Raw genomic sequence first — 15,450 nt, forward strand, 5'->3', positions numbered from 1 at the left:
AAAAAAAAACGCCAGCACGAAGCTGGCGTTAAGTTATTGAGGCAGGTTTCATACAGGCAAGAAACCTATCGAGCAGTAACTTCTTTATAAGCGCTCAGTCGCCGCGCGCCAAGTTAAAAGTTTGATTACACTAGAATCCCCGGTTATGGATTGGCTCAATGAAACAAGGGCAGAGCGAGATTGTTGCAATAATGGCAATAAATATTTTCCAAAAGATGCGGTGCGTTGCGGGCGTTTCTTCACTGATTCTCTGGGGCGCGATGGCGGCGGCAGAACCGCAACATGGGATATCTATGTACGGTGACCCTGCCCTACCACCTGATTTTGTGTCATTGCCTTATGTGAACGCCGATGCACCCAAGGGCGGCAAGATCACCCTTGGCAATACTGGCGGCTTTGACAGCCTCAATCCGTTCGTGCGCAAAGGCACGGTGCCATGGCAGTTGTCATTCTTTACCCACGAGAGCCTGATGGGTCGATCCTGGGACGAACCGTTTGCTCTTTATGGTCTTTTGGCCGAATCGGTTGAGACACCCGATGACCGGTCCTGGGTCGAGTTCACGTTGCGGGAGAACGCCCGCTTTTCTGACGGTTCTCCCGTTACGGTTGAAGATGTGATTTTTTCGTACGACACGCTCGGCACTGTGGGTCACCCAAGATACCATGGGCTGCGGTCGCAGATTGAAAAGATAGAGCAAACCGGCCCGCGTTCTGTCAGGTTCACCTTCAACACCAACAACCGTGAGTTGGCGCTTTTGGCAGGCATGCGCCCGATCCTGTCCAAGGCCCAGTGGGATGGCAAGGATCTTGCCAACGCCCCGCTGGCAGAGGTCCCGGTTGGCTCTGGCCCTTATGTGGTCCGCGAATATCAGGCAGGTCGGCAAGTGGTGCTGGACCGAAATCCCGATTATTGGGGGGCCGATGTGCCGTTTCGAAAAGGCACCAGCAACTTTGACCAGATCGTCATCGACTTTTACGGCGATGCTGCGGTGCTGTTTGAAGCGTTCAAGGCGGGCGAGATTTCGGCGGTGCGCGAATTCAACGCTGAAACCTGGGCCAGCCAATATACCTTTCCCGCCATAGAACGCGGTGATGTGGTCAAATCCACCTTTGCCCATCAAAAACCATCGGGCATGACCGGTTTTGTGATGAACACCCGGCGTGCACCTTTTGACGACTGGCGCGTGCGCGATGCGCTGATTGCGGCGTTCAACTTCGAATATATCAACGAGACACTGACCGGCGGCGCGTTGCCAAGGATATCGTCTTATTATTCCAACTCCCACCTGGCGATGCAGCCCGGTCCGGCCCCGGCCGAGGTCGCGTCATTGCTGACACCCTTTGAAGACGAGCTATTGCCCGGCACAATCGACGGCTACGCTTTGCCTGTGGCCGACGGGTCGGTGCGCAACCGCGCGGGCATCCGATTGGCGCTCAAACAATTGGAAGCCGCCGGATTTTCCGCCAAGGATGGAACCATGCGCGGCGCGGATGGCGCGCCGCTGTCGTTCAAGATCCTCATGTCCAAGGGCAGCAGTCAGGATCTCGCCATCGCCGAGCTGTACCTGCAAGCGCTGAACCGTCTTGGCATCGCGGCCGAGATCGAAACCGTCGATGATGCGCAATTTGTGGGGCGCACAAACGAGTTTGACTTCGACATGACCACCTTTCGCCGTGCGCTGTCGCTGAGCCCCGGCAATGAACAAAAGTTCTATTGGGGGTCAGAGGCCGCAGACCAACCCGGATCGCGCAATCTGATGGGGGTCAAATCACCAGCAATTGATGCCTTGATCGACACGATGCTGTCGGCGCGCGATACAGAGGATTTCACCGCCGCCGTGCGCGCGCTTGACCGGGTCCTGACGGCGGGCCGCTATGTGATCCCGTTCTGGCAATATGATGAGGGGTTGATTGCGCATGACGCCCGGATGAAATACCCAGAAACCTTGCCGATTTATGGCGATGGTCCGAATTTCATGCCCGAGGTCTGGTGGTGGGAGCCCAAGGACTGAGTGTCATAAAACCGTAACGTCGTGCGGATAGGCGACAGGTATCCTTTCTATCATCCCAAAGGCGCGTTGTACCACATGAACATCCTTGTCCTCTGTACGGGCAATTCCGCCCGCTCCATCTTGCTGGAATCATTGCTCAACCATATTGGAAAGGGCCGTGTCACCGCCTATTCTGCGGGCAGCCAGCCAGCGGGTCAGGTAAACCCACATGCCATCGCACTGCTCAGCGCCAAAGGTCATGAGACGGTCGGCTTCAGGTCGAAAAGTTGGAATGAGTTTGGAACCGATGATGCGCCCGAGATGGACATCGTGATCACCGTGTGTGGATCTGCCGCCGCAGAGTCTTGTCCGATCTGGCCCGGCGCACCGCTGCGCGCGCATTGGGGTGTTGAAGATCCTGCCGCGGCATCCCCCGATCAGGCGGAAGCTGCATTTGCAGATGCCTTTGACATATTGCAGCGCCGCGCAGAGGCGTTCTTGGCCGCCCCACTAGAGACGATGGACCGTGCCACCCTGCAGGACCACCTGAACACAAGCGGGTTGATCGCATGATCCGCCGATTGGTCGCCGAAGGGCTTGGCACCGCGCTGCTGCTGGTCTCTGTCATTGGCTCCGGGGTGATGGGGGCATCGCTGGCGCAAGGCAATGTGGCGATCACACTTCTGGCCAATGCGATTGCTACGGGCTGTATGCTTTATGTGATCATCGCGGTTCTGGGGCCGATTTCCGGGGCGCATTTCAATCCTGCAGTAAGCCTGGCCTTTGCGTTGCGTGGTCGCATGCCGATGCGCGATATGCTGGGATACATTGCTGCTCAGATTGTGGGCGGGATCATCGGCGTATTGGTCACACACCTCATGTTTGAACTGCCGGTTTGGCAATGGTCGATGACTTTGCACCGAACAGGCGGCGCGCAGTGGCTGTCAGAGATGATTGCGACTTTTGGCCTGCTGATGGTGATCTTTGGCGGCCTCAAGGCGCGCGCCGAAGCCGTGCCAACCCTGGTCGCGCTTTATATCACCGGGGCCTATTGGTTCACCGCCTCAACCAGCTTTGCCAATCCGGCAGTGACCATCGCACGTGGGTTTTCCGATACGTTCGCGGGCATCAATCCGGCACATATTCCGGCCTTTATCGTGGCGCAGCTGGTTGCGGTGGGCATTGGTCATTTCGCGCTCAAAGCGTTGTTCGATGAACAATGACGAAAAGCTAGACCAGCGATGTTACCCAGAGAATGGTCGCATCTTCATGGCTGATTGATATGACGTTGTGCCCCATTGCAGCATCGTAATAGGCACTGTCACCACGCCGCATGTCCACAGGTTCATAAAACTCGGTGTAAAGCCGGATGACGCCGGTCAGGACATACAGAAATTCTTCGCCGTCGTGGCGCACCCAGCCATTAAATTCTTCCATGGCGCGGGCCCGAATGCGGGCGCGGTAGGGTAACATCTGTTTCTTGCGCAGCGTATCGGCGAGCAGTTCATGTTCATAGGTGGTGGTGGCCTTGGCCGCCCCTTCCCCGGATTTGGTCAGCGCCATGCGCCCGGTGATCTTGTCCGCCGCAGGGGGTGTGAACAGTTGCGGCACCGAAATTTCCAACCCCACCGCGAGCTTTTTAAGCGCATCATAGGTCGGTGACATCTGTCCGTTTTCGATCTTGGACAAGGTGGACCGCGCAAGGCCCGCCTGTTTTGCCGCCTGTTCAAGCGTCCATTTGCGCGCCTTGCGCAATTCGCGGACCCGCGCGCCCAGATCGATGGGGGGCACCACGTCAGTTTCGCCAGACGTGCGGGCAACCTGGATCAGGGTTTTTGGGCTCTCAACGCTCATGATGGTGGCTATAGCGGCCCGTGTGCTCTCTTGCAACGCGCACGATGCTGCGCTAGCGCGGGGGGCATGTCAGAACCCCTGCAATCCAGCCCCTTTGGCCCCTGCCCCAACCCGTTCAATCTGGCGGCGCATGTGTTGTCGCGGGCGGATGATCTGCGCGATAAAGTTGCCCTGTCATTGCTGTCGCCTGATGGCGATCAGGATTGGACATTCGGTGCGGTCGAGCGCGCGGTGCGGGGCATTGCCACCGGGCTGATCCGTGCGGGGTTTATCCCCGGTGACACCCTGTTGATGCGGCTTGGCAGTACCGTGGATTTCCCGCTTTGCTATTTGGGCGCATTGGCCGCCGGCATGGTGCCGGTTCCGACCTCTGCAGCGCTGACAGAAGCTGAGGTGGTCAAGATCATCGACGATTTAAACCCCCGCGCCATTCTGCGGGATGCGCAGGTCGCCTGCCCCGCGTTCGGTTGCATCCTGACGGTGCCGGATTTGCAGGCCATGTGGGCTTTGCCCGCTGCCGACTGGCACATGGGGGATGCGGATCGCCTTGGCTATATCATCTATACCTCTGGCACATCGGGCAAACCGACAGCTGTGATGCATGCGCACCGTGCCATATGGGCACGGCAGATGATGTTTGACGGCTGGTATGGCTTGCGCCAATCGGACCGGGTGCTGCACGCAGGCGCGTTCAATTGGACCTATACGCTTGGCACCGGGTTGATGGACCCCTGGACAATCGGGGCGACGGCGCTGATCCCGGCCCCCGGCACCTCAGCAGATGAAATCCCTGCCTTATTGGCGCGTCACGAGGCGACGATTTTTGCCGCGGCACCGGGTGTCTATCGGCACGTTCTGGCAGCTCAGGAACTGCCGCCAAATTTGCCGCATCTGCGACATGGCCTGAGTGCTGGTGAAAAAATGGCGGGCGCCGTCAGGGCGGCTTGGGAAAAGGCCACCGGAACCGCCGTTTACGAGGCCTTTGGCATGTCGGAATGTTCGACCTTTATCTCGGCCAGCCCCAACGCCCCGGCCACTGATAGCACGATCGGACGACCGCAACCGGGCCGCCGGGTCGCAATCATGAGCGATAATGGACCCCAGCCCACAGATACTCCCGGCACCATCGCCATTCACCGCAGTGATCCGGGCCTGATGCTGGGCTATCTCGGCGCGCCTGATCAAACAGCGGCGCGCTATCAGGGCGATTGGTTTTTGACGGGTGATCAGGGCGTGATGGACGCAGCAGGGCAGATCACCTATCTGGGCCGCAACGACGACATGATGAACGCAGGTGGCTTTCGGGTATCACCCCTTGAGGTTGAGAGCACATTGGCAGATGCCCCCGGCGTGGACAGCATCGGCGTCTGTCAGGTGCAGATCAAACCGGATGTGTTTGTGATCGCGGCTTTTTATACCGCCACCACCGCACTGGACGAGGACGCCTTGCACCTTTATGCCCGGAGCAAGCTGGCGCGTTACAAACAGCCGCGTCTTTATGTCCACCTGCCAGCGTTGCCCTTGGGTGCCAATGGCAAATTGCTGCGACGGTCCCTCAGGGCCGCATTTGAGGCTCAGAACCATGCGTGAACCGATCAAGCTTGATGTGATGTCCGACCCAATTTGCCCGTGGTGCTATATTGGCAAGGCGCATCTGGACCGCGCACTGACGGAGCACCCCAACCATCCGTTTGTCATTGAATGGCATCCCTTTCAGTTGAACCCTGATATGCTGCCCGAAGGCATGGACAGACGGGCGTATCTGGAAGGGAAATTTGGCGGCAAGGAAGGTGCGGTGCGCGCCTATGCGCCGGTTGTGGAGCACGCCAAGGCGGCGGGCCTGACAATCAATTTCGAAGCGATGAAGCGTACGCCAAACACGCTCAATGCCCACCGCCTGATCCATTGGGCGGGGATTGAAGGGCGTCAAACGGCGGCGGTATCCGCGCTTTTCAAGGCCTATTTCGTCGATGCTCGTGACATCGGTGCTGTCGAGGTTCTGGCAGATATAGCCGACAGCATCGAGATGGACGCCGCCGTCACCACAAAGCTTTTGCAAACGGATGTGGATGCCCAAGACATTCGGAATCGTGATGCACACAGCCGCAAGATGGGCATCAGTTCGGTCCCCACATTCATCGTGGCGGGCACACACGCGGTCCCCGGTGCGCAATCTCCAGAGTTTTGGGCGCAGGTGATCGCGGATATCGCAGCACAACAGCAATAATCGGCGACCAATGTAACGACCCCAGAGACAGTCGCCGCAGTGAAAAACCCAATTTCCTTTTGCGTCTGAGAAAATGTTGCCGTAGTCTGGTGTTAATGAGGGGCAAAAGCCTCCATCCAATAAAAAATTGAGCGGGTAATATGGCAGACGAGCACACAACACCGGACGCGGTGGTCAAAATACGTCCATCTGAACATCAAAGATCTGTGGCAGTTGGGGCCTTTGGGCGATCGTTTGACACGAGTGGCACGCAATCCGACACGGCACGCGCGATCAAAGCCGTCTGGCGCAATGAAAAAGGCCCCTGTTCTGGCGCATCCTCAGAAACAGAATCAACGTGACCCAGATTGAAGGCCGGCACCGTGTCATTTTGACATACGGTCGCTTTGATCAGTTCGGTCAAAATCACATCAGACTTTTGCGCAGTCTAGCGGCACTTGGAGATGAATTGATCGTTGGCTGCGCCAGCGATGATTTCGCCCACTTGCAAGGTTACCCTTGTCTGCAATCTTTGGAGACGCGCCGGGCAATACTGCGCAAATGCCGGTTCGTATCTCGTGTCATTACGGAAGAGAGCTTTGAACAAAAGCATACCGACGTGATAAACTACAATGTTTCTGTTCTTGCGATAAGCGCTGCCTGGGCCGGTCAGTGCGACCATTTGCGGGATATCGCCCAAGTGCTTTACCTGCCGGACCACGAAAAGGTGAATGCCGTTTCGGGCACACGCTATTCAGCTTTGGCATAATTAACGTTTGTTGATTGTGCCGCGCGCAACCTTAGGTTAAGTCTGACGCCAAGTCGCGTCACAATTGGCCCGATTATTTTTCGGAGCGTTGCGTGCCGTTCAAAAACAAAAAATTTAAATTGGGCCGTGTTGAATTTGTCGCGATGATCGCAATGCTTTTCGCGACCATTGCGTTCTCGATGGACGCAATGTTGCCCGCACTGCCTGAAATAGCGTCTGAGCTTGCGCCTGATATGGCACATCGCGCGCCGTTGATCCTCACGGCATTTTTTTTGGGCATGGGTATCGGAACGTTTGTCGCAGGCCCGCTTTCCGATGCCTATGGACGGCGCACAATCGTCTTCGTCGGTCTTGCGATTTACATCATCTCTGCGGCCGTCGCGTGGTACAGTTCCACGCTTGAGATTATGCTTATTGCCCGGATCTTTCAGGGGCTGGGCGCATCCGGCCCGCGGGTCGTGTCCGCCGCGATCATCCGCGATCTGTTTGTGGGGCGTGAAATGGCGCGGATCATTTCGTTTGTGATGGTGGTCTTTACGCTGGTTCCGGTGCTGGCGCCGGCAATTGGGGTGCTGATCATTTCCGTATCCGGGTGGCGCGGTATTTTTCTGGCGTTTATCATCTTTGCGGTGACAATCGCTGTTTGGATGGCCATCCGCCTGCCTGAAACCTTGCCGCCCGACCGCCGTCGCCCGCTCAGATTGCGCCTGATGTGGGTTGCTGTAGTCGAGATTTTCAGCCATCCCACCGTGCGGATATCCATTCTGGTGCAGACACTTGCAATGTCGATGCTGATCATCACCCTGATGCTGGTGCAACCGATCTATTCTCAGGTATTCGACCGTTCCGCCAGCTTTCCGTTTTGGTTCGGCGGCATCGCCCTTGTGGCGGGCAGCGCCAGCATCATCAACGCGCTGCTTGTTGTCCGCTATGGCATGCGTCGGTTGGTAACGATCACGCTGGGGGCGCAAATCCTGTTGTCCGGGGCGATGTTGATGTTCAGCCTTGCAAGCCTGACAGAGCCCTATGGCTTTGTGGCTTTCGTGGTCTGGCAGACCTGTCTGTTTTTTCAGGCCGGGCTGACCTTGGGCAATCTGAATGCCATCGCGATGGAGCCGATGGGCCATATCGCTGGCATGGCGGCGTCGGTGACGGGGGCTTTCTCAACAGTGATTGCCGCCTTGGTTGTTGTGCCAATCAGCGCGCTTTTCGATGGCACCACAACGCCTTTGGTCATGTCGGTGCTGTTTATGGCAGCGGTCGGTTTTGCGCTTATGCTGCAGATGGGCCGCGTGGAGGCACAGCAAACCTCAAATGCAGCGTAACCCGCGGGCCCGATCCATCTGTGCCTGTTTAATGTGCGGATAATTGCCAGATTAACTTTTGATTCACTTTTAGGTTGATATGACTCAGCTTAAGCGCACAAAATGCTGCTTATTGTTGCTTTGGTCAGGTCTATGTCTGCGCTGCTGAAATGACGTGTTCGCCTGACCTGAATGATCTGCTTAATCTGCATCAAAAGGGACACTGCCATGACCTCCACAACCCTCGATGACAACATCTCTGCTTTGGAACGCATCCTGTCGCGTGCCAGTGACCAGGAAAAAGCAACGCTGGCGAAACGCCTGCACGATTTGCTTAACCAAAAGAGACCTCCAAGATACGCGGCTGTCAGCACCGCCGACGAGGACGAAGATTTTTTTGACAATATGCCAGTCTAGAACGGGCCATCGTTGACGCAGAGTTATCCGCGTTTTGCGATCTTCTTTTCTTTGGCAATCACGTGCTCTGTCAGATCACGGGCGATGGCAAATGCACCTTTGATTTTGTCGACATCGTTCTTCCAGTCCCGGCGCACGACGATCTTGTTGTCTTTGACCTTTGCTAGGCCGCGTTGATCCTGAATGAACGATACCAGCCCTTCGGGTGATGCGAATTTGTCATTGTGAAACTGGATCGTTGCCCCCTTTGGCCCGCCATCCAGTTTTGCAATTCCAGCGCGTTTGCACATCGCCTTGATCCGCACCACCAACATCAGCGTGTTCACCTCGCGCGGCAGCTTGCCAAAGCGGTCGATCAATTCGGCGGCAAAACCTTCCAGCTCGACCTTGGTGCTAAGGCTGCTCAGGCGGCGATAAAGGCCAAGCCGGACATCCAGATCGGGGACGAATGCCTCGGGGATCAACACCGGTACGCCCAGATTGATCTGCGGGGCCCATTGATCATCTGCTTCGCTCAGGCCTTCCATTTCGCCCGCTTTGATCTTGGCAATCGCCTCTTCCAGCATGCTTTGATACATTTCAAAGCCAACATCGCGCATCTGGCCTGATTGTTCTTCGCCCAGCAGATTTCCGGCCCCGCGAATGTCCATGTCCTGCGATGCGATGGTGAACCCGGCCCCCAAGGTATCAAGTGAGCCCAGCACCCGCAGACGCTTTTCTGCGGTGGCGGTCAGTTTTGCCCGTGGTTTGGTGGTCAGATAGGCATAGGCGCGGGTTTTGGAGCGCCCTACCCGGCCACGGATCTGATAAAGCTGTGCAAGACCAAACATATCGGCGCGGTGTATGATCATCGTGTTCGCAGTGGGGATATCGAGGCCGGATTCAACGATCGTCGTTGCCAGCAGGATGTCATATTTACCGTCATAAAAGGCGTTCATGCGGTCATCCAATTCACCGGCCGCCATCTGACCATGCGCCACCATATAGCTCAGTTCAGGCAGTTGGGATTTGAGGAATTCCTCAATCTCGGGCAGATCACTGATGCGCGGCACCACATAGAATGATTGCCCGCCACGATAGTGTTCGCGCAACAAGGCTTCGCGCAGGGTCACGGTGTCAAATTCGCTGACATAAGTGCGGATCGCCAGTCGGTCGACGGGCGGCGTGCCGATGATGCTGAGGTCGCGCACCCCTGTCAGGCTCAGTTGCAGGGTGCGCGGGATTGGCGTTGCGGTCAGGGTCAACACGTGAATGTCCGTGCGCAATGCCTTGAGGCGCTCTTTGTGACCCACGCCAAAATGTTGTTCTTCGTCGATGACCAGCAAGCCGAGGTTCTGAAACCGGATGCCTTTGGCCAACAGGGCATGGGTGCCAATCACGATGTCCACGATGCCGCGCGCCATGCCATCGCGGGTCATTGCGGCGTCTTTGGCGCTGACAAACCGGCTCAGTTGGCGCACGTTGATTGGAAAGCCGCGAAACCGTTCTGCAAAGCTCTTGTAATGTTGGCGTGCCAGCAAGGTCGTGGGCGCAATGACGGCCACCTGAACCCCTGACATGGCCGCGACAAACGCAGCCCGCATGGCCACTTCGGTTTTGCCAAATCCCACATCCCCACAGATCAGCCGATCCATCGGCCTGCCACTGGTCAGATCATCAATCACGTCGCCAATGGCGCGCAATTGATCGTCGGTTTCAGTATAAGGAAAACGTGCGCTAAAGGCGTCCCACATGCCGGGCGGTGGTTCCAACACCGGGGCCTTGCGCAGGGCGCGTTCGGCGGCAATGCGAATAAGCTTATCAGCCATCTCACGGATGCGTTCCTTGAGCTTGGCCTTTTTCGACTGCCATGCGCCGCCGCCCAACCGATCAAGCAGACCTTCTTCGTGGCCGTATTTTGACAGCAGTTCGATGTTCTCAACCGGCAGATAAAGCTTGGAGTTTTCTGCGTATTCCAGCACCAGACATTCATGTGCGGCCCCAGCCGCGGTGATGACTTCCATGCCGTGGTATCGACCGATGCCGTGGTCCACATGAACAACCAGATCGCCGGGTGTGAGGCTTTGCGCCTCGGTCAGGAAATTCTCGGCGCGGCGCTTGCGCTTGGGGGCGCGGATCAGGCGGTCACCCAGCACATCCTGCTCGGAAATAACCGTCAGCTGGCCCTCACCAAACGGTGCCTCAAATCCATGTTCCAACGCCCAGACCGCCAGATGCAGCCCGCGTTTGCCCAGGCGTTTGGCATTGGATATCGGAATGGCTTCGGCCAACCCTTCATCCTCTATCAACCCGGTCAGGCGTTCGCGCGCGCCCTCAGAATAGCTGGCGATCAGTACCGGCCCGTCTTGAAGTTTCGCTTTAATATGCGCTGCCAAGGCCCCAAAAAGGCTGATAGTTTCCTGTTGCCGTTCTGGTGAAAAGTTGCGCCCGATCCGCGCGCCAGCGTCCAAGACACCGGGCCCCGTGGGTTGTGGTAATGGGTTGAACTGGATCACCCGCAAGTCCGCTGTGGCCAACAACCATGCCTCATCGGTCAGGTACAAACCTTCGGGTGGGCTTGGCTTATAGACGCTGTCCATTCTGGACCGGTTCGCCATCGCCAACCGCCGTGTTTCATATTGATCCGCAATGCTGTCCCAGCGGGCCAACCGCGTGGGCGTTGTCTGATCATCCAGCGTGACCGTGGCACCGGGCACATAATCAAACAGTGTTTCGAGGTCGTCGTGAAAGAACGGCAGCCAGTGTTCCGCACCCTGATGTTTGCGCCCCGCCGAGATCGCCTCGTAAAGCGGGTCATCGGTACCTGCCGTACCAAATTCAATGCGATAGTTCTGCCGAAACCGGGTGATTGCGGGCTCATCCAGTATGACTTCGCTCACCGGGGCAAGCTCAATCAAATCCAGTTTTTCGGTGGTGCGCTGCGTGACCGGGTCAAATCGGCGAGCCCCGTCCAATGTGTCACCAAATAGATCCAGACGCACCGGGCCAAGATCACCGGGCGGATAGATATCAATGATGCCACCGCGAATAGCATAATCACCCGGTTCCATCACCGTGGGGCTTTGGACAAATCCCATCCGCACCAGGAATGTGCGCAAGGCCGCTTCGTCAATGCGGTGGCCCACCTGGGCACTGAACGCGGCATCACGCAGAATCGCACGCGCTGGCACGCGTTGCGTTGCAGCGTTGAGGGTTGTCAGCAGGATGTATTTGTCCGGCATCCCATGCACCAACCCGGCCAGCGTGGCCATGCGTTGGGCGGAAATATCGGCATTGGGCGACACTCGATCATAGGGCAGACAATCCCAGCCGGGAAAGGTGACCACGGGCATATCAGGTGCGAAAAATCGCAACGCTGCCTGCATCGCCGCCATGCGTTTGTCATCGCGCGCGACATGCACGACAGGCACGCCCTTTTTGGCAATCTCATCCAGGATTGCCTTGGCATCAAATCCTTCGGGAGTGCCGGAAAGGGTAATTTTGGTCTGTTCAGCCATGGGGCCTCAATTGGCACCGATGGGCGCGCTGTCAACCACCAAGAGGGCCAATTGCCATATTTTGATACATGCCCCACAGGGCCGTTACAAAAATCGCAACCATGCCAATGATCTGGGTGTAAAGACGATGCCGTAACAGGCGTTTGTGCAGCCGTTCGCCCTTGGCATCCTCAAGCTGGATCAATCGTGCTGTTGACATGCTCAGAATGCCGACAATCGACAGTGGGAAGGCCAGCAAGAACACCGCCTGTGCAAATTCCATTTTGTAGTAAAATGCCAGAAGCCCCAGCATGGTCAGACCAAAGCATCCGAAACCCAGCAACCACAGGCCCGACAGCTGGCCGATGTACATCATCCGGTTCACCATGATGCGCACCATGTCCTCAAGATCGACCTGCGCCTGATCGCCTTGTCTGCGCGCGCGCAGCACCATGTCATAGGGCACGCCAATCACCCAGTGGCTGGCGGTTGACCACACAACGGCAAGCACGATCCAGAACCACAGGTTCGAGAAGGATCGCATGTCAATCAGTTCAAAAAGTATCTGATACCAGTCCAAGGTTTGGCGTCCATCATTGGCAAAGTCCGGCCGTCATAGCGGGGGTTTGCGGCAATTCCTACCCTTGAGGCGCGTGATTTTTCGTGGCAAGCCAAGGTGGCCGCCATTTGAGGTATTTTTGCATGCACCCTGTTCACGCCCCCTTTCCCGCTATGCGTTTGCGCCGGACCCGCGCGACCCCCTCCATCCGGGCTTTGGTGCGTGAAAATGCCCTGTCGGTTGGGGATCTGATCTGGCCGGTATTTGTGCGCAGCGGCGAGGGCATTGAAGAACCGGTGCCGTCCATGCCCGGCGTTATGCGGCGGTCCGTGGATAAGGTGGCCGAGGCCGCGCGCGCTGCCGCCGATCTGGGGATCGGGGCGATGTGCGTCTTTCCCTACACCGGGCTTGCGGACCGAACCGAAGATTGTGCCGGGGCCTGGGGCCCTGAGAACCCCGCCAACCGCGCGATCCGTGCGATCAAAGCTGCGGTGCCCCAGATGGCGGTGATGAGCGATGTGGCACTGGACACCTATAACATCAATGGCCACGACGGTTTTGTTGAGGATGGCATCATCGTGAACGACCGCACGGTCGAGGCGCTGGTCAAGATGGCGCTGGCGCAGGCCAACGCGGGGGCCGATATCATTGGGCCATCGGACATGATGGATGGCCGGATTGGCGCGATCCGCACGGCGCTTGAAGGTGCCGGGCATTCAGACGTGATGATCCTGAGCTATGCAGCCAAATATGCCTCGGCGTTCTATGGTCCGTTCCGTGATGCGGTTGGCGCGTCGGGCGCGCTGACCGGCGACAAGAAAACCTACCAGATGGACCCGGCCAATGGAGATGAAGCGCTGCGACTTGTGGCGCGCGACCTCAGCGAAGGGGCTGATATGGTTATGGTCAAACCCGGCCTGCCCTATCTCGACATCTGTCGGCGCGTCAAAGACGCCTTTGGCGCGCCGACGTTTGCCTATCAGGTGTCGGGCGAATACGCGATGATCAAAGCCGCCGGTGCAAACGGTTGGATTGACGAAGAGCGGGTGATGATGGAAAGCCTGATGGCGTTCAAACGTGCAGGCTGTGACGGCGTGCTGACATATTTTGCACCGGACGCGGCAAAAGTATTGTCTATGTGAATGTCGGCTTTGAAGTCATTTTGTCGGATGCTGCGATGCAAATGAAAGGCGGCATTCGTGGGACACACTGAAACCGGGTAGGAATTTCAAATAAGTGTTTTCTTCCAAGAGTAGCGGCACCATTATTATTGTCATGATAATACGTGATGAAATTACCGGTGATAAAGCAGCGATATATAATCTGACAGAAGCAGCTTTCGCACCCGTCAAAATGAGCGATGGCAGCGAGCCACAGATTGTGGATGACCATCGTGAGAGCGGCGACCTCACTCTCTCACTTGTTGTTTTAAACGATGACCAGATTGTTGGTCACATCGCCTTTTCTCCGGTGACCATATCGTGTTCAAAGGGTAAATCGTTCGGTCTTGGGCCTGTTTCAGTTCACCCGGAGCATCAAAGCGCCGGTATTGGGCGGCAACTGATTGAAGATGGTCTGGGGACGCTTCGCTCACTTTACGCAGCCGGCTGTGTTCTTTTAGGCGACCCTGCCTATTATGGACGTTTCGGTTTCTCATCTCCTGGCGATCTGACATTCGGCTAAGTTCCTACAGAATACATACAGGCAATCGGTTTCGGTTCTGCACAGGCACAAGGAGAAGTGCAGTACGCTTCCGCCTTCGGGGCCTAGCTTTTTTCCCTGTTTTTGCTAGATCAGGATGGATTTGCGGTGAGCGGGCGTTTGAAACGCAGGGACGATAGGTCGTTCTGTCCGCTTTGCTGTCCTCGCGTTGGTGCTTTTGCTCATTAAAAGGCACTAATCCGCCAACTTTATCGTTATCTGCCCCAAAACGCATGACAACCGGCATATTTTTGCTTAATGTTCCTCACAAGTCGGGCGAACCGGCAACAGGCAACAATTACAGGCAGTACATGATGAAAAATCCGATTTTCTCGCGGCGCGTATTCACTTTTGGCGCGTTGGCAGGTGTGGGCGTGACCGCAGCATGCGGCAACGGCGTGGGCGGACGCGGTGGGGCGATGATTGATGCGCGGGTCGATGCGACATTGTCAGAGATGTACCGCAGCTTTCCAAACACCCAAAATCTCGCCGCCAAGGCCAATGGCATGCTGGTCATGCCGCTGGTAACAGAAGCGGGTCTGGGCTTTGGCGGTGCGTATGGTCGGGGTGCCCTGCGCGTCAATGACACCACCGTTGATTATTATTCCGTGACCAAGGCATCCGGTGGTCTGCAAATCGGGGCGCAGCAATATGCGCATGTGCTGTTTTTCATGACCGAACAGGCGCTGACCGATTTCCGCCGGTCCCCCGGTTGGGCGGCGGGTGCCGATCTGGAATACGTGATCTCTGACAAGGGCGACAGCGTGGCCGCAGACACAACAACCGTCCTGGCCCCGGTTCTTGCAGCGGTCTTTGGCCGGGCGGGCCTGCGCATTGGCGCGACGCTGGAAGGCACCAAATATTCGCGAATTATCCCCTAACGATTAGCAAGACGAGCATGCTTCTGAACGCGGGCGATGCCGTCGTCCGCGGTTTCTGTAATTGAATCTGACCAACTGGCTTTGAGAACCGGATTGCGAACAAAGCAGCAGTTGTCACAATAGCGTTGCTGTTTGATGCACTAGTTAAGTGTTATCGCGTTCCAAGCACTGCCCATGCGCGCGCGGCAAGCAGGATCATCCCATCCGGATCCGTTGGTAAGATATCGATCAGGCGGTTCTTCAATTTCTTGCGCGCGGCATCGTCCAGAGATGCGCAATAACCCGGCGCAGG

At 56.9% G+C, this 15,450-nt stretch carries 14 protein-coding genes; 11 read left to right on the forward strand and 3 right to left on the reverse strand.

The features are described 5' to 3' along the window. The first annotated feature begins 293 nt into the window (after positions 1–293). The 3 genes from ACEWL3_RS20035 (at position 294) to ACEWL3_RS20045 (ending at position 3,214) form a co-directional block, all read left to right on the forward strand. Entirely contained in the window at positions 294–2,012 is a 1,719-nt protein-coding gene (locus ACEWL3_RS20035; protein WP_386179447.1) for an extracellular solute-binding protein, read from the forward strand. A gap of 75 nt (positions 2,013–2,087) precedes the next feature. Next, positions 2,088–2,564 carry an arsenate reductase ArsC gene (locus tag ACEWL3_RS20040; protein WP_386178760.1) on the forward strand — a complete coding sequence of 159 codons (477 nt, stop codon included), beginning with the start codon at positions 2,088–2,090 and terminating at the stop codon, positions 2,562–2,564. Beyond that, a complete protein-coding gene (locus tag ACEWL3_RS20045; RefSeq protein WP_386178757.1) occupies positions 2,561–3,214 on the forward strand; it encodes an MIP/aquaporin family protein in 654 nt (217 codons plus the stop codon). The genes ACEWL3_RS20040 and ACEWL3_RS20045 overlap by 4 nt, the downstream gene beginning before the upstream one ends. Before the next feature lie 7 nt (positions 3,215–3,221). Here the strand turns inward: ACEWL3_RS20045 and ACEWL3_RS20050 are convergent, their stop codons facing one another. Continuing rightward, positions 3,222–3,845, reverse strand: coding sequence for a helix-turn-helix domain-containing protein (locus tag ACEWL3_RS20050; RefSeq protein WP_386178754.1), 624 nt, complete (start codon positions 3,843–3,845; stop codon positions 3,222–3,224). 66 nt (positions 3,846–3,911) lie between these two features. On the opposite strand from ACEWL3_RS20050, the gene ACEWL3_RS20055 reads away from it, so the two are divergent. The 5 genes from ACEWL3_RS20055 (at position 3,912) to ACEWL3_RS20075 (ending at position 8,541) form a co-directional block, all read left to right on the forward strand. After that, positions 3,912–5,435, forward strand: coding sequence for a class I adenylate-forming enzyme family protein (locus tag ACEWL3_RS20055; RefSeq protein ID WP_386178751.1), 1,524 nt, complete (start codon positions 3,912–3,914; stop codon positions 5,433–5,435). Beyond that, positions 5,428–6,072: a DsbA family oxidoreductase gene (locus ACEWL3_RS20060; protein ID WP_386178749.1), complete on the forward strand. Its 645-nt coding sequence runs from the start codon at positions 5,428–5,430 to the stop codon at positions 6,070–6,072. The genes ACEWL3_RS20055 and ACEWL3_RS20060 overlap by 8 nt, the downstream gene beginning before the upstream one ends. Positions 6,073–6,409: 337 nt before the next feature. Then, positions 6,410–6,820 (forward strand): adenylyltransferase/cytidyltransferase family protein, encoded by a 411-nt coding sequence (locus ACEWL3_RS20065; RefSeq protein WP_386178746.1) that lies wholly within the window; start codon positions 6,410–6,412, stop codon positions 6,818–6,820. Between the two features lie 143 nt (positions 6,821–6,963). Beyond that, positions 6,964–8,145, forward strand: coding sequence for an MFS transporter (locus tag ACEWL3_RS20070; RefSeq protein ID WP_386179444.1), 1,182 nt, complete (start codon positions 6,964–6,966; stop codon positions 8,143–8,145). 207 nt (positions 8,146–8,352) lie between these two features. Beyond that, positions 8,353–8,541 carry a hypothetical protein gene (locus ACEWL3_RS20075; RefSeq protein ID WP_386178743.1) on the forward strand — a complete coding sequence of 63 codons (189 nt, stop codon included), beginning with the start codon at positions 8,353–8,355 and terminating at the stop codon, positions 8,539–8,541. A 23-nt stretch (positions 8,542–8,564) separates the two neighbouring features. Here the strand turns inward: ACEWL3_RS20075 and mfd are convergent, their stop codons facing one another. Further along, positions 8,565–12,038 carry a transcription-repair coupling factor gene (mfd, locus tag ACEWL3_RS20080; protein WP_386178740.1) on the reverse strand — a complete coding sequence of 1,158 codons (3,474 nt, stop codon included), beginning with the start codon at positions 12,036–12,038 and terminating at the stop codon, positions 8,565–8,567. 31 nt (positions 12,039–12,069) lie between these two features. Then, positions 12,070–12,597, reverse strand: a complete 528-nt coding sequence (locus ACEWL3_RS20085; protein WP_386178737.1) for a component of SufBCD complex — start codon at positions 12,595–12,597, stop codon at positions 12,070–12,072. Between the two features lie 122 nt (positions 12,598–12,719). Here ACEWL3_RS20085 and hemB point away from each other — a divergent pair, with 122 nt between their 5' ends. The 3 genes from hemB (at position 12,720) to ACEWL3_RS20100 (ending at position 15,158) form a co-directional block, all read left to right on the forward strand. Beyond that, the gene (gene hemB, locus ACEWL3_RS20090; protein ID WP_386178734.1) at positions 12,720–13,718 is read left to right on the forward strand and encodes a porphobilinogen synthase; all 999 of its coding nucleotides are present in this window, start codon (positions 12,720–12,722) and stop codon (positions 13,716–13,718) included. Positions 13,719–13,812: 94 nt separating this feature from the next. Continuing rightward, positions 13,813–14,259, forward strand: coding sequence for a GNAT family N-acetyltransferase (locus ACEWL3_RS20095; protein WP_386178731.1), 447 nt, complete (start codon positions 13,813–13,815; stop codon positions 14,257–14,259). Positions 14,260–14,591: 332 nt separating this feature from the next. Further along, entirely contained in the window at positions 14,592–15,158 is a 567-nt protein-coding gene (locus tag ACEWL3_RS20100; protein ID WP_386178728.1) for a lipid-binding SYLF domain-containing protein, read from the forward strand. Positions 15,159–15,450 lie beyond the last annotated feature (292 nt).

Source organism: Sulfitobacter sediminivivens (genome assembly GCF_042611115.2).
Taxonomy (GTDB): Bacteria; Pseudomonadota; Alphaproteobacteria; order Rhodobacterales; family Rhodobacteraceae; genus Sulfitobacter; species Sulfitobacter sediminivivens.